This is a genomic window from Bradyrhizobium betae (assembly GCF_008932115.1).
Taxonomy (GTDB): domain Bacteria; phylum Pseudomonadota; class Alphaproteobacteria; order Rhizobiales; family Xanthobacteraceae; genus Bradyrhizobium; species Bradyrhizobium betae.
This window is the reverse complement of the sequence record NZ_CP044543.1, coordinates 6,111,724-6,124,963: the sequence shown is the minus strand read 5'-3', so window position 1 is coordinate 6,124,963 and position 13,240 is coordinate 6,111,724. Positions and strand designations below refer to the sequence as shown.

Below are 13,240 nucleotides of genomic sequence, written 5' to 3'. Positions count from 1 at the left end.
CTTACTTCTTCCGCTTGTGGCGGCTTAGGAGAATGAATTTGTTGGTCGACTTGTTGCTGCGGGTCTTCTTGCCCTTGGTCGGCTTGCCCCACGGAGTGACCGGGTGGCGACCGCCCGAGGTACGACCTTCACCACCGCCGTGCGGATGGTCGATCGGGTTCATCGAGACGCCGCGGTTATGCGGTTTGCGACCCAGCCAACGGGCGCGACCGGCCTTGCCGATCGAGGTGTTCATGTGATCCGGGTTCGACACCGCGCCGATCGTGCCGCGGCAACGTCCGTGCACCAGGCGCTGCTCGCCCGAGTTCAAACGGATGATGACGTAGTCGTGGTCGCGGCCGACGAGCTGGGCGTAGGTGCCTGCGGAACGGGCGAGCTGGCCGCCCTTCCCGATCTTGACCTCGATGTTGTGGATGATCGTGCCGACCGGCATGTTGCCGAGCGGCATGACGTTGCCCGGCTTCACGTCGACATAGTTGCCGGCGACGACGGAGTCACCGACGGCCAGGCGCTGCGGCGCCAGGATATAGGCCTGGGTGCCGTCCTCGTACTTCACCAGCGCGATGAACGCAGTCCGGTTCGGATCGTATTCCAGCCGCTCGACCGTCGCGGGCGCATCGACCTTGTCGCGCTTGAAGTCGACGATACGCAGCGTCCGCTTGTGACCGCCGCCGCGGAAGCGCACGGTGATGCGACCGGTGTTGTTGCGACCGCCCGAAGAGTGCTTGCCTTCGGTGAGCGCCTTGACCGGCTTGCCCTTGTACAGGGCCGAACGATCGACCATGACCAGCTGGCGCTGGCCCGGCGTCGTGGGATTGAATGTCTTCAGTGCCATCGTCGTACGACCTTACAGACCGGTGGTGACGTCGATCCTGTGGCCCTCTTCGAGGGTCACGATCGCGCGCTTGGTGTTCGACTGCGAGCCGAGATTGCCGCGGAAGACCTTGGTCTTGCCCTTGCGGACCAGCGTGTTGACGCTCTTGACCTTGACGTCGAAGAGCTTCTCGATCGCTTCCTTGATCTGCGGCTTGGTCGCCTTCGCGGCCACCTTGAACAGGACCTTGTTGTGCTCGGACGCCAGCGTCGCCTTTTCGGTGACGACAGGAGCGACGATCACGTCGTAATGGCGAGGCTCGATGTTCTTCGTCATTTGAAGCGCGCCTCCAGCGCATCGATGGCGGCCTTGGTCAGAACAAGCTTCCGACGGCGCAGGATGTCATAGACGTTGATGCCCTGGATCGGCAGCACGTCCATGTTCGGGATGTTGCGGGCCGCAGCGGCAAAGCCGTTGTTGAGCTCGGCACCATCGATGATCAGCGCGTTGGTCAAGCCGAGGCCCGAGAAATGACCGAGCAGCGCCTTGGTCTTGGCAGCTTCCAGCGCGGCCTTGTCGATCACCAGCAGATCGCCGTCCTTGGCCTTGGCCGACAGCGCATGCTTGAGAGCAAGCGCGCGGACCTTCTTCGGCAGGTCGGTGGCGTGCGAACGCACCACCGGTCCGAAGGCACGACCGCCGCCGCGGAACTGCGGCACGCGGGCCGAGCCGTGACGAGCACCGCCGGTGCCCTTCTGCTTGTACATCTTCTTGCCGGTACGCCAGATCTCGGCGCGGCCCTTGGCCTTGTGGGTGCCGGCCTGACGCTTGTTGAGCTGCCACTGCACGCAACGCGCAATGATGTCCTGGCGCGGCTCGAGGCCGAAAATGGCGTCGGAAAGCTGGACGGAGCCGGCTTCCTTACCTTCGAGGGTCGTGACCTTCAATTCCATCTCACGCCTCCTGCGCAGCCGGGGCGGCTTCCGCGTCGCCAGCAACCTTGAACTTGCCGGGCTTCGGAGCTTCCTTCGGCAGCGGCTTCTTGACGGCGTCGCGCACACGGATCCAGCCGCCCTTGGAGCCGGGAACGGCGCCTTCGACGAGGATCAGGCCGCGCTCGACATCGAGCTGAACGACTCGAAGGTTGAGCGTGGTGATGCGGTCGACACCCATGTGGCCGGGCATCTTCTTGTTCTTCCAGGTCTTGCCGGGGTCCTGACGACCACCGGTCGAACCGATCGAACGGTGCGACACCGACACACCGTGCGTGGCGCGAAGACCGCCGAAGTTCCAGCGCTTCATGCCGCCGGCGAAGCCCTTACCAACCGAGGTGCCGGTGACGTCGACGAACTGGCCGACGACGAAGTGATCGGCGAGGATCTCGGCGCCAACGGGGATCATGGCATCCGCGGAGACGCGGAATTCCTCGACCTGCCGCTTCGGCTCGACTTTGGCGACCGCGAACTGACCGCGCTCGGCCTTGGGCAGGTAAACGGTCTTGCGGCTGCCAGAACCAAGCTGGAGCGCGACGTAACCGTTCTTCTCTTCAGTGCGGTGGCCTACGACCTGGCAATTGCCGAGCTTCAGCACGGTCACTGGGATATGTTCGCCGGCCTCCGTAAAGACCCGCGTCATCCCGACCTTTTGTGCGATCACTCCGGAGCGCATCGGCGTGCTTCCTGTTCTTTCTGTCCGCAAAGTCGCGAACGTGATCCAAAAATCTTAGAGCTTGATCTCGACGTCGACACCGGCGGCCAGGTCGAGCTTCATCAAAGCATCGACAGTCTGCGGGGTCGGATCGACGATATCGAGCAGGCGCTTGTGGGTGCGCATCTCGAACTGCTCGCGGCTCTTCTTGTCGACGTGAGGCGAACGGTTGACGGTGAACTTCTCGATGCGGGTGGGCAGCGGAATGGGTCCGCGGACCTGCGCGCCGGTGCGCTTCGCCGTGTTCACGATCTCGCGGGTCGACGTATCGAGGATACGATGGTCGAACGCCTTGAGACGGATACGAATGTTTTGGCCGTTCATTGCCGTGTCTTTCTTAGTGAGTGGCGAGTAGCGAACAGCGAATGGATTTCATCCATTCGCCACTCGCCATTCCCTGTCGCGTGATTACTCGATGATCGAGGCGACGACGCCGGCGCCGACGGTGCGACCGCCTTCGCGGATCGCGAAGCGGAGCTTTTCTTCCATCGCGATCGGCACGATCAGGTGCACTTCCATCGCGATGTTGTCGCCCGGCATCACCATCTCGGTGCCTTCCGGCAGATGCACGACACCGGTCACGTCGGTGGTGCGGAAGTAGAACTGCGGACGGTAGTTGGTGAAGAACGGAGTGTGGCGACCGCCCTCTTCCTTGGTGAGGATGTACGCCTCAGCCTTGAACTTGGTGTGCGGCTTGACCGAACCCGGCTTGCACAGCACCTGGCCGCGCTCGACGTCCTCGCGCTTGGTACCGCGGAGCAGCGCACCGATGTTGTCGCCGGCCTGGCCCTGATCGAGCAGCTTGCGGAACATTTCGACCCCGGTAACGGTGGTCTTCTGGGTCGCACGGAGACCGACGATCTCGATTTCCTCGCCGACCTTGACGATACCGCGCTCGACACGGCCGGTCACGACGGTGCCGCGGCCCGAGATCGAGAACACGTCTTCAACCGGCATCAGGAACGGCTGGTCGATCGGACGCTCCGGCTGCGGGATGTATTCGTCGACGTTCTTCATCAGCTCGAGGATGGCGTCGTGGCCGAGCTTCTTGTCGCTGTCTTCGAGAGCGGCGAGCGCCGAACCCTTGATGATCGGGATCTTGTCGCCCGGAAAATCGTACTTCGAGAGCAGCTCGCGGACTTCGAGCTCGACGAGCTCGAGCAGTTCCGGATCGTCGACCATGTCGCACTTGTTGAGGAACACGACGAGCGCGGGCACGCCGACCTGGCGGGCGAGCAGGATGTGCTCGCGGGTCTGCGGCATCGGGCCGTCAGCGGCCGACACGACCAGGATCGCACCGTCCATCTGGGCGGCGCCAGTGATCATGTTCTTCACATAGTCGGCGTGGCCGGGGCAGTCGACGTGCGCGTAGTGGCGGTTCGGCGTCTCGTACTCGACGTGCGCGGTCGAGATGGTGATGCCGCGGGCCTTCTCTTCCGGCGCCTTGTCGATCTGGTCGTACGCGGTGAACGTCGCGCCGCCGGCTTCGGCGAGGACCTTGGTGATCGCCGCGGTCAGCGACGTCTTGCCATGGTCGACGTGACCGATGGTGCCGATGTTGCAGTGCGGCTTGTTACGTTCAAACTTTGCTTTGGCCATTTGACTCTCCGTTCAATCGTCAGCTCTAGACCGACGACAATCAGGCAAACTTCTTCTGGACTTCTGCCGACACGTTGGCCGGCGCTTCTGCGTAGTGGTCGAATTGCATGGTGAAGGTTGCGCGACCCTGGCTCATCGAGCGCAGGTTATTCACGTAACCGAACATGTTCATGAGCGGCACCATCGCGTTGATGACGTTGGCGTTGCCGCGCATGTCTTGGCCCTGGATCTGACCGCGCCGCGAATTCAGGTCGCCGATGACCGAGCCGGTGTAGTCTTCCGGGGTCACCACTTCGACCTTCATGATCGGCTCGAGCAGGACGGACTTGCCCTTCTGCAGCGCTTCGCGGAACGCCGCGCGCGATGCGATTTCGAAGGCGAGCGCCGACGAGTCGACGTCGTGATACTTGCCGTCGACGAGCTGAACCTTGACGTCGACCACGGGGAAGCCCGCGACCACGCCAGAGCTCATCACGCTGTTGAGGCCCTTTTCAACGCCGGGGATGTATTCCTTCGGAACCGCACCGCCGACGATCTTGGACTCGAACTCGTAGCCCTTGCCGGGCTCGTTCGGCTCGACCACGATCGACACTTCCGCGAACTGACCGGTACCACCGGTCTGCTTCTTGTGGGTGTACTTGACCTCGGCCTTCTTGGTGACGCGCTCGCGGAACGCCACCTGCGGCGCGCCGATGTTTGCGTCGACCTTGTAGGTACGACGGAGGATGTCGACCTTGATGTCGAGGTGGAGCTCGCCCATGCCCTTGAGGATGGTCTGGCCGGACTCCTGGTCGGTCGACACGCGGAAGGACGGATCCTCCGCGGCGAGCTTGGCCAGCGCCACGCCCAGCTTTTCCTGGTCGGCCTTGGACTTCGGCTCGATCGCGATCTCGATGACCGGCTCGGGGAATTCCATCTTCTCGAGGATCACCTGCTTGTCGGGATCGCACAGCGTGTCACCGGTGCGCGCTTCCTTCAGGCCGGCCAGCGCGACGATGTCGCCGGCATAGGCTTCCTTGATGTCTTCGCGGTTGTTCGCATGCATCAACAGCATGCGCCCGATGCGCTCCTTCTTCTCGCGCGTCGAGTTCACGACGCCGGTGCCGCTCTGCAGGACGCCGGAGTAGATGCGACAGAAGGTGATGGTGCCGACGAACGGGTCGTCCATGATCTTGAACGCGAGCAGCGCGAGCGGCTCCTTGTCGTCGGCCTTGCGCACGACCTCGTTGCCGCGGTCGTCGGTGCCCTTGATCGCAGGCACGTCGATCGGCGACGGCAGGTAGTCGACGACGGCGTCAAGCAGCGGCTGCACGCCCTTGTTCTTGAAGGCCGAGCCACACAGCACGGGATAGAACGCACCGGTCAGCACCGCCTTGCGGATCAGCCGCTTCAGCGTCGCTTCGTCCGGCTCGTTGCCGTCGAGAAAGGCAGCCAGAGCGTCGTCGTCGAGCTCGACGGCGGCTTCCACCATCTTCTCGCGGTATTCCTTGGCCTGGTCGACGAGGTCTTCCGGAATGTCGACATAGTCGAACTTCGCGCCGAGCGATTCGTCGTTCCAGACGACGCCCTTCATCTTCACGAGGTCGACGAGACCCTTGAAGTTGTTCTCGGCACCGATCGGAAGCTGGATCGCGATCGGCTTGGCGCCGAGACGGTCGACGATATCGGCCAGACACTTGAAGAAGTCAGCGCCGGTCTTGTCCATCTTGTTGGCGAAGACGATCCGCGGAACCTTGTACTTGTCACCCTGGCGCCAGACGGTCTCGGTCTGGGGCTCGACGCCCTGGTTCGAGTCGAGCACGCAGACGGCGCCGTCGAGCACGCGCAGCGAACGCTCGACTTCGATGGTGAAGTCGACGTGGCCGGGGGTGTCGATGATGTTCAGGCGCTTGCCGGCCCAGAACGCGGTGGTCGCAGCCGACGTGATCGTGATGCCGCGCTCCTGCTCCTGCTCCATCCAGTCCATCGTCGCGGCACCTTCGTGCACTTCGCCGATCTTGTGGCTCTTGCCGGTGTAATAGAGGATGCGCTCGGTCGTCGTGGTCTTGCCGGCGTCGATATGCGCCATAATACCGAAATTACGGTAGTCTTCGATGGCATGTTGGCGGGGCATGGGTCGTTCCTTGCGAGTCCGAGTGTGTCGCCGTTACCAGCGATAGTGCGAGAAGGCACGATTGGCTTCCGCCATCCGGTGCACGTCTTCACGCTTCTTGACGGCGTTGCCACGATTGTTCGACGCATCCAGGAGCTCGGCAGAGAGCCGCTCGGTCATCGTCTTCTCGTTGCGCTCGCGCGCAGCCGAGATCAGCCAGCGGATGCCCAGCGCCTGACGGCGAACCGAGCGAACCTCGACCGGAACCTGGTAGGTCGCGCCGCCGACGCGGCGGGAGCGAACCTCGATCGTCGGCATGACGTTCTCGAGCGCCTGCTCGAACACGCCGAGCGGGCTCTGCTTGGTCTTGGCTTCGATGAGACCGAACGCACCGTAGACGATGCCTTCGGCGACCGACTTCTTGCCGGCGTACATCACCGAGTTCATGAACTTCGTGACGATGATGTTCCCGAACTTCGGATCCGGGAGAACTTCGCGCTTTTCCGCTGAGTGGCGACGAGACATGGAGCTGGTTCCCGCTTACTTCGGACGCTTGGCGCCGTACTTCGAACGACGCTGCTTACGGTTCTTGACGCCCTGGGTATCCAGAACGCCGCGGAGGATGTGGTAGCGCACGCCGGGCAAATCCTTGACGCGGCCGCCGCGGATCATGACCACCGAGTGCTCCTGGAGGTTATGGCCCTCGCCGGGGATGTAACCGATCACCTCGAAGCCGTTGGTCAGGCGCACCTTGGCAACCTTACGAAGCGCCGAGTTCGGCTTCTTCGGGGTCGTGGTGTAGACGCGCGTGCAAACACCACGCTTCTGCGGCGACTGCTGCAGCGCCGGCACCTTCTTGCGCGACTTCTGCACTTCCCGCGGTTGAGCGATCAGCTGGTTGATCGTCGGCATTCTGGCCTTCACCCTTTTTCTGCCGCGGCCCCTTTCGGGCCCGCAAATTCTTTCGAGCTCCCTGCCCGACGAGGCCGCCCCGTGCGGAACAAACCGCACAAAGCGAAATTGCGCCAACCACTCCATCACTGAGCGGAAAGCGTTACGACGCCACAGAGGACCGCAGTTTTCAGGCCAATCGGCAGAGAGCCGTGGCCTGCGCACCGAGGTCATGCATCCGAGTTTGATCTCAAGAGAGCGAGCTCATGAGAACTAAAATCGCACTGGCATTGCCTAGCTATGATCGACAGCGTTTGAGCGGCATTCGTCGAGGTTGGTGCCTGTCTTCAGCGATCCCTTGGGATCCGATCCCGGGGGATCAACAGGTGGCCCGTTCCGACGTTGGCGATGCTCACCGCCTGTCGTTAAGTGAGGCGCTTTCTATAAGTGGGAATCGATCAAGTCAAGGCGAAACGACAGTCACAAAGCGCTTCTCGCGCCTATGGAATTTGCCCGTTCGCCGCACTGATCACGCCTCCCCGTATATGGGAACGGTACGCCAGTTCCGCCACCTCGCTTCATTTTAACCCGGATGAAATATACTTTTATAACCCTCGCTAAGGCTTTCTTGTCTGTTGATGCGCAATCTGCCGCCTCCGGCAGAGATTCACGCCATGCGCTATACCGACATTGCCATCATCGGCGGAGGATTGTCCGGTTCCACCGCCGCCGCAATGCTCGGCCGCGCCGGCATTTCGGCGGTGCTGATTGATCCGCATGAGAGCTATCCGGCGGACTTTCGAGTCGAAAAACTCAGCGGCCAAGCCCAGGTCGAGCGATTCCTGAAGACCGGAATCGGAGAATCGGTGCTGCGCCGGGCAACCTTCGCCGGCGAGAACTGGATCGCGCGATTCGGCCGCCTGCTCGACAAGGCGCCGAGCCGTCAGTTCAACATCCTCTACGATTCCCTCGTTAATGCGGTCCGCGACGAGATCCCTGCCACGGTCGAGCGAATCTGCGCCAAGGCGATATCGATCGAGACAAGACCGGAGCGGCAAAGGGTCACGCTCTCCAATGACGAGACCATCTCGGCCCGCCTGGTCGTGCTCGCCAACGGCCTCAATGTCGGCCTGCGCCACCAGCTCGGTATCGCGCGGGACGTCATCAGCGCCTGCCACTCGATCTCAATTGGATTCGACATCGCCCCGGCCGGGCGGAGTTCGTTCGATTTCCCGGCCCTGACCTACTTCTCGGAGCGGCCGAGCGACCGTATCCCCTACATCACGCTGTTTCCGATCGGCACGCGGATGCGGGCCAATCTGTTCGTCTATCGCGACTTCGACGATCCCTGGCTGCGCGAGCTGCGCAGTGCCCCCGCCGAGACGCTGGACGCCGCCCTGCCCCGGCTCAAGCGCATCACCGGCGCATTCGATATCCCCGGCGAGCTGAAGATTCGCCCGGTCGATCTCTACGTGAACGACGCAAGCGGCCAGCCTGGCCTCGTGCTGGTCGGGGATGCGTTCTCGACCTCATGCCCCGTCGCCGGCACCGGCTGCGACAAGGTCTTCACCGACGTCGAGCGGCTCTGCAGCGTCTACATCCCGCAATGGCTCGCGACCGACGGGATGGACGCGGACAAGATCGCGGCGTTCTACGCCGATCCGGTCAAGCGGGATTGCGACGACTGGGCGGCCGCGAAGGCTTTCGACTTCCGCTCGGTTTCGATCGGCACCAGCCCCTACTGGACGGCGCAGCGCTGGGCGCGCTTCATCGCATGGTCGGTTCAGGGGCTCGTACGGCCGCTCGGAGGCGCCTTCGATCTCGAGCCGAACTTCCTCGGTCACTCCTCCTCGTCGTCCTCGTCCTCATCATCCTCGAGGTCGTCGTCGTCATCGTCGCTGTCGTCATCGGCCTGAGCCGCCGCGTCGTGCGGCTGGTGGGTCTGGTCGTTCCACAATTTGCGGTAGGTTCCGTTCCTGGCGAGCAGCTCGGCATGGGAGCCGCGCTCGATCGCCCTGCCCCCTGAAATCACGATGATCTCGTCCATCTCGACCACCGAGCTCAGGCGATGGGTCGACCAGATCATGGTGCGGCCCTTGGCGACCTTGAGCAGCGTGCGGTTGATCGCGGCCTCCGTGGTCTGGTCGAGCGCCGAGGTCGCCTCGTCGAGCAGCAGCACGGACGGATTGCGGATGACCGCACGTGCGATCGCGATGCGCTGGCGCTGGCCGCCCGACAGAGTGTCGCCGCGCTCGCCGACCGGCGTGTCGTAACGCTGCGGCAGACTCATGATGTAGCGGTGGATCTCGGCCTTCCTGGCGGCCTCCTCCACCTCCTCGTCGGTCGCGCCTTCCTTGCCGAGCCGGATGTTCTCGCGGATCGACATGTTGAACAGCATGTTCTCCTGGAACACCACCGCCATGCTCCGGCGCAGCGAATCCAGCGTCACCTTGCGGACATCGACGCCGTCGATGGTGACGCGGCCCTCATCGGGCACGTAGAGCCGCAGGATCAGGTTGAGCAGCGTGCTCTTGCCGGAGCCCGAGGGGCCGACGATGGCGATACGCTTGCCGACATCGAGCTTGAGGCTGAGATTGTCCAGCACCGGCGTCTGGCTGCCTTCGTACTGGAAGGTGACGCGGTCGAAGGTGATGTCGTGGGTGACGCGCGGCAGATCGGGCGCGCCGGGACGATCGGCCCCGCGGGTCGGCTCGTCGAGCAGCTCCTGCATATGACGGATCGCGGCGGCAGAGGAGATCGACACCGGGATGAAATGCATCACGTGGGCGATGTTGTAGGAGACTTCCCAGAACGCGCTCTCGAAGGTGACGAAGGTGCCGATCGTGATCTGGCCCTTGGTCGCCAGATACGCGCCGATCGCGAGCACGACGAGGTGCAGCATCAGCACCGAGATGGTGACTGTACGCTCCACCATGGTCGACAGGAACGTGGCCGAGGCGATCTTGTTGCGGGTCTCGTCGTTTCGGAAGCGGAAGAAGCCGAACATCTTGCGCTGCAGGCTGAACGCCTTGATCACGGCCTGCGCCGCCACGTTCTCCTGCACCATGCCCAGCAGCGCGCTTTCGTTCTGCTTCTGCTCGTAATTGGCCTGCACCGCCTTCGGCGTGAGGATGCGCGGGCCGATCAGCGTGACCGGGAACACCAGCAGCGCGACCGCAGCGAGCTGCCAGTTCAGGAACACCATCAGGATGATGCCGGCGATCAACTCGAGGAACGGCAGCGCCGCGCTGTTGGCGAACGTCTTGACCGAGCCTTCGAAGGCAGCCTGGTCGACGGAGAAGCGCGACAGAATCTCACCGCGCCTGGTGCGGCCGAAATAGGCCGCCGGCAAATCCTGGACGTGCTCGAACAGGCGCTTGCGGACGTCGGAGATGATGCAGGCGGCCAGCCGCGCGTCCCAGCGCTCGTACCAGACCGCGACGATGGAGGTGAAGATGCCGGCGACCGCGAGCACGCCCAGAATCTTGTACAGCGCCTGGAAATCCTCCTCGCCGAGCGCGTCGTCGATCAGGTACTTCAGGCTGAGCGGCATGATGACGTTGAACAGCGTCTCGACGAAGACGCCGAACGCCACGAATGACAGTATCCGCTTGTAGTTGGTCAGAAATGGTTTGACGAAACCGAGGATGGTCGCGAGCGCTCCGGCGGCCTCGCGCGCGGTGAAGACGACGAGGTCCTCGTCCTCATCGTCGTCATCGAGCTCCAGCTCGTCATCCTCCTCGTCTTCGTCGTCCTCGTCGTCCTCGAGGTCGGGCTTGGCGGAGGCGAGCTTGTCGTCGGACCCGGCCGCCTCTTCCGCAGCGAGCTTCTGTTTGTCGGGAGAGGGAGGCTTGGAAGTGGGAGGCTTGGACGCCATGAAACCAACCGATGCTGACGGCCGGCATGACCGCAGAGAAAGCAGGACATAGCGGCAACCGCTATTGCACCGATTCTATGCGATCAGGATGAATTCGGCAAAGCAATTGGCAAATCCGGTGCGCCCGAAAGGCTAGTCGTCGTCCTCCTCCTCGACCTTGTCGAAGAACGAATAGCGCAAGCTGTCGGCGTCGGCGTACCACTGGCCCGGGCCCTTGTTGGCGGCGAGCGTCGTCTCCCAGAGCGCGTCGGCGCAGTCCTTGCGGTGCATCGACAGGTCGAAGCCGTTGCCGAAGAACAGTTCGGACCATTCCCACCAGGTGCCGAGCTTCTTGACCCCGCGCAGCAGGTCGTAGCGGTCGATCACGGCCGAGGCCATGTCCGAGGTGATCGAGCCGAACACGAGACCGGTCCTGACCACGCGGTTGAGCTCGCGGATCGCGCGGACCACCTGCTTCGGGGAAACATGGCAGAGGCTGGTCTCGAACACGAAGTCGAACGCGCCGTCCTTGAACGGCATGTCGGTGATCGAGCCGAGCTTGTTGTACTTCTTCAGCGCCTTCGGCGTCTTGGCATGAATGGCACGGTTATTCTCGATGCCCCAGGCATCGATGCCGCGCTCGCGCAGTGCGCCGACCAGCTCGCCGCTGGCCGAGCCCGCGATCAACAGCTTGGCGCCCTTGGCCTTGCCCCAGACGATGCCGATCAGCTTTGTGAGATAGTCGGGATCCGTGAAATGCCGCCACGCCTCGCTATAGGGGCCGAGGCCGCGATAGTTCTCGAAATACTCGCGATCGATCTTGTCCGACAGCGGCTTGCCGTCCTGCGCACGCTCGCGGCGCAGCCGCATCATCTCGGTCAGGATGATGTCGGTTGCCGCGTCCGACGAATCGAGCAGCCCGTTCAGGGTCGAGTCGAACAGATAGTCGCCGACCACCACGATGCCGGGATGTTCCTTCGGCTCGGGCCGGTGATTGGTCATGACGTCGCGCACGGGCATACCGCCTGGAATCGCGTTCACCGACGACAGCCAGCGATGGATCTTGCCTTCCATGAAATGCGCCCGCGCATCGCCGAACGAGGCCGGCAGCGATTTCAGCGCAGCGTCGATCAGTTCCTGGTCCGAGAGATTCGCGAACGCCAGCGCATCCGAGCCGGGAATGAGCCAATTCAGGACGCCATGCTTGCCGACATCGTGGCGCGCGCCTTCATTGTAGACGCAGCAGCCGCCGAAGGCCTCCGACATGAACCAGGCGCCGGGAATCTTCTCGCCCCAGAACGGCGTGTCGAACAGGATCGAGACGCGCAGGTAGTGTGCCGGACGATCGAAGTACGAGACGTGCTTGACCATCGACTTGCGCAGCTGCTCGCCTTCCCAGCCGACGGTAGCGAGCCAGGAATGCGGCAGGCAGACCAGCACGAGGTCGAAGTCACGCGTCTCAGGGCCCTTGCCGTTCATCATCTTGAGCTGGTAGCGGCCGGTCGGCGCCTTGCCGACGGCGAGCACGCGATGATTGAGCTGGATGTCGGCGTTGACCTCCGACTGCAGGCATTCGATCAGCTGCTCATTGCCGTTCTGGATGGAGTAGAGGCCGATATAGCCGTCGACATCCATCAGATAGTTCTTCAGCGCGTTGAGGCCGTTGGTGTTGTGGCTTTCGGTCGCGATGTCCGAGCGCGCCATCACCTTGAAGAAGCGCTTTGCGGTTTCGTCCTCGACCTCCTCGTCGAGCACCTGCTCGGCGGTCTTGTAGGCCCAGGGGTTCTCGTTGTCGTGCGCGCCGACGCCCTCGTAATACTCGATCGGCGACAGCGCCTCGGCGCAGCGCTTGCGGAACGCCTCGATCGCCGCCGCGGTCTTGGCGCCGTATTTGCGGCGCATGCCTGCGACGTCGTTGAGGAGTTCACCGCCGAACTGGACCTGCTCGGCGTCCATCGGAATGGTCTGAAGTCCGAAATGCTGAATCAGCTCGCGCAGCGGATCGGGGCCGGTCATCGAGTAGTCGTAGATCTCGGCAACGCCGGCTTCGTACATCGCGGGTGCGGAATCGAATTTGCGCGTGACGATCTTGCCGCCGAGCCGGTCCGAGGCCTCGTAGATGGTGACGCGGCAGAGGTCGCCGAGCTTACGCTTCAGGTACCAGGCGCTCATCAGCCCGCCGGGGCCGCCGCCTACGATTGCGAGATCAAGCATGTGCGTTCCGTGGTCTCCGGCCCTGCCCCCGTCACGGGACCGCCGTCTAAGCTCCCCTAGCAGAAGC

12 protein-coding genes are annotated in these 13,240 nt (G+C 63.2%); 1 reads left to right on the top strand and 11 read right to left on the bottom strand.

All coding sequences use genetic code 11. The features are described 5' to 3' along the window. Position 1: 1 nt before the first annotated feature. The 9 genes from rplB to rpsL all read right to left on the bottom strand — a co-directional run bounded on the left by rplB (position 2) and on the right by rpsL (position 7,124). Positions 2–835, bottom strand: a complete 834-nt coding sequence (rplB, locus tag F8237_RS29370) for a 50S ribosomal protein L2 (protein WP_151649650.1) — start codon at positions 833–835, stop codon at positions 2–4. Between the two features lie 12 nt (positions 836–847). Then, positions 848–1,150 (bottom strand): 50S ribosomal protein L23, encoded by a 303-nt coding sequence (locus tag F8237_RS29365; protein ID WP_011088149.1) that lies wholly within the window; start codon positions 1,148–1,150, stop codon positions 848–850. After that, a complete protein-coding gene (rplD, locus tag F8237_RS29360) occupies positions 1,147–1,767 on the bottom strand; it encodes a 50S ribosomal protein L4 (RefSeq protein WP_015685402.1) in 621 nt (206 codons plus the stop codon). Before rplD ends, F8237_RS29365 begins: the two co-directional genes overlap by 4 nt. A gap of 1 nt (position 1,768) precedes the next feature. Further along, positions 1,769–2,482 (bottom strand): 50S ribosomal protein L3, encoded by a 714-nt coding sequence (rplC, locus tag F8237_RS29355; RefSeq protein ID WP_015685401.1) that lies wholly within the window; start codon positions 2,480–2,482, stop codon positions 1,769–1,771. Between the two features lie 54 nt (positions 2,483–2,536). Next, positions 2,537–2,845 carry a 30S ribosomal protein S10 gene (rpsJ, locus tag F8237_RS29350; protein WP_002712302.1) on the bottom strand — a complete coding sequence of 103 codons (309 nt, stop codon included), beginning with the start codon at positions 2,843–2,845 and terminating at the stop codon, positions 2,537–2,539. An 84-nt stretch (positions 2,846–2,929) separates the two neighbouring features. Next, positions 2,930–4,120 carry an elongation factor Tu gene (tuf, locus tag F8237_RS29345; RefSeq protein WP_008136415.1) on the bottom strand — a complete coding sequence of 397 codons (1,191 nt, stop codon included), beginning with the start codon at positions 4,118–4,120 and terminating at the stop codon, positions 2,930–2,932. Positions 4,121–4,160: 40 nt separating this feature from the next. After that, positions 4,161–6,233, bottom strand: a complete 2,073-nt coding sequence (gene fusA / locus F8237_RS29340; RefSeq protein ID WP_151649649.1) for an elongation factor G — start codon at positions 6,231–6,233, stop codon at positions 4,161–4,163. A gap of 33 nt (positions 6,234–6,266) precedes the next feature. Next, positions 6,267–6,737 carry a 30S ribosomal protein S7 gene (rpsG, locus tag F8237_RS29335; protein ID WP_041748231.1) on the bottom strand — a complete coding sequence of 157 codons (471 nt, stop codon included), beginning with the start codon at positions 6,735–6,737 and terminating at the stop codon, positions 6,267–6,269. Positions 6,738–6,752: 15 nt separating this feature from the next. Beyond that, a complete protein-coding gene (gene rpsL, locus F8237_RS29330) occupies positions 6,753–7,124 on the bottom strand; it encodes a 30S ribosomal protein S12 (RefSeq protein WP_007603006.1) in 372 nt (123 codons plus the stop codon). Positions 7,125–7,777: 653 nt separating this feature from the next. On the opposite strand from rpsL, the gene F8237_RS29325 reads away from it, so the two are divergent. Beyond that, positions 7,778–9,019 carry an FAD-dependent oxidoreductase gene (locus F8237_RS29325; RefSeq protein WP_151649648.1) on the top strand — a complete coding sequence of 414 codons (1,242 nt, stop codon included), beginning with the start codon at positions 7,778–7,780 and terminating at the stop codon, positions 9,017–9,019. Here F8237_RS29325 and F8237_RS29320 read toward each other — a convergent pair. Next, positions 8,944–10,980 (bottom strand): ABC transporter ATP-binding protein, encoded by a 2,037-nt coding sequence (locus F8237_RS29320; protein ID WP_151649647.1) that lies wholly within the window; start codon positions 10,978–10,980, stop codon positions 8,944–8,946. The two genes, F8237_RS29325 and F8237_RS29320, sit on opposite strands and share 76 nt — an antisense overlap. 132 nt (positions 10,981–11,112) lie before the next feature. After that, positions 11,113–13,173, bottom strand: coding sequence for an FAD-dependent oxidoreductase (locus F8237_RS29315; protein WP_151649646.1), 2,061 nt, complete (start codon positions 13,171–13,173; stop codon positions 11,113–11,115). Between the last annotated feature and the right edge of the window lie 67 nt (positions 13,174–13,240).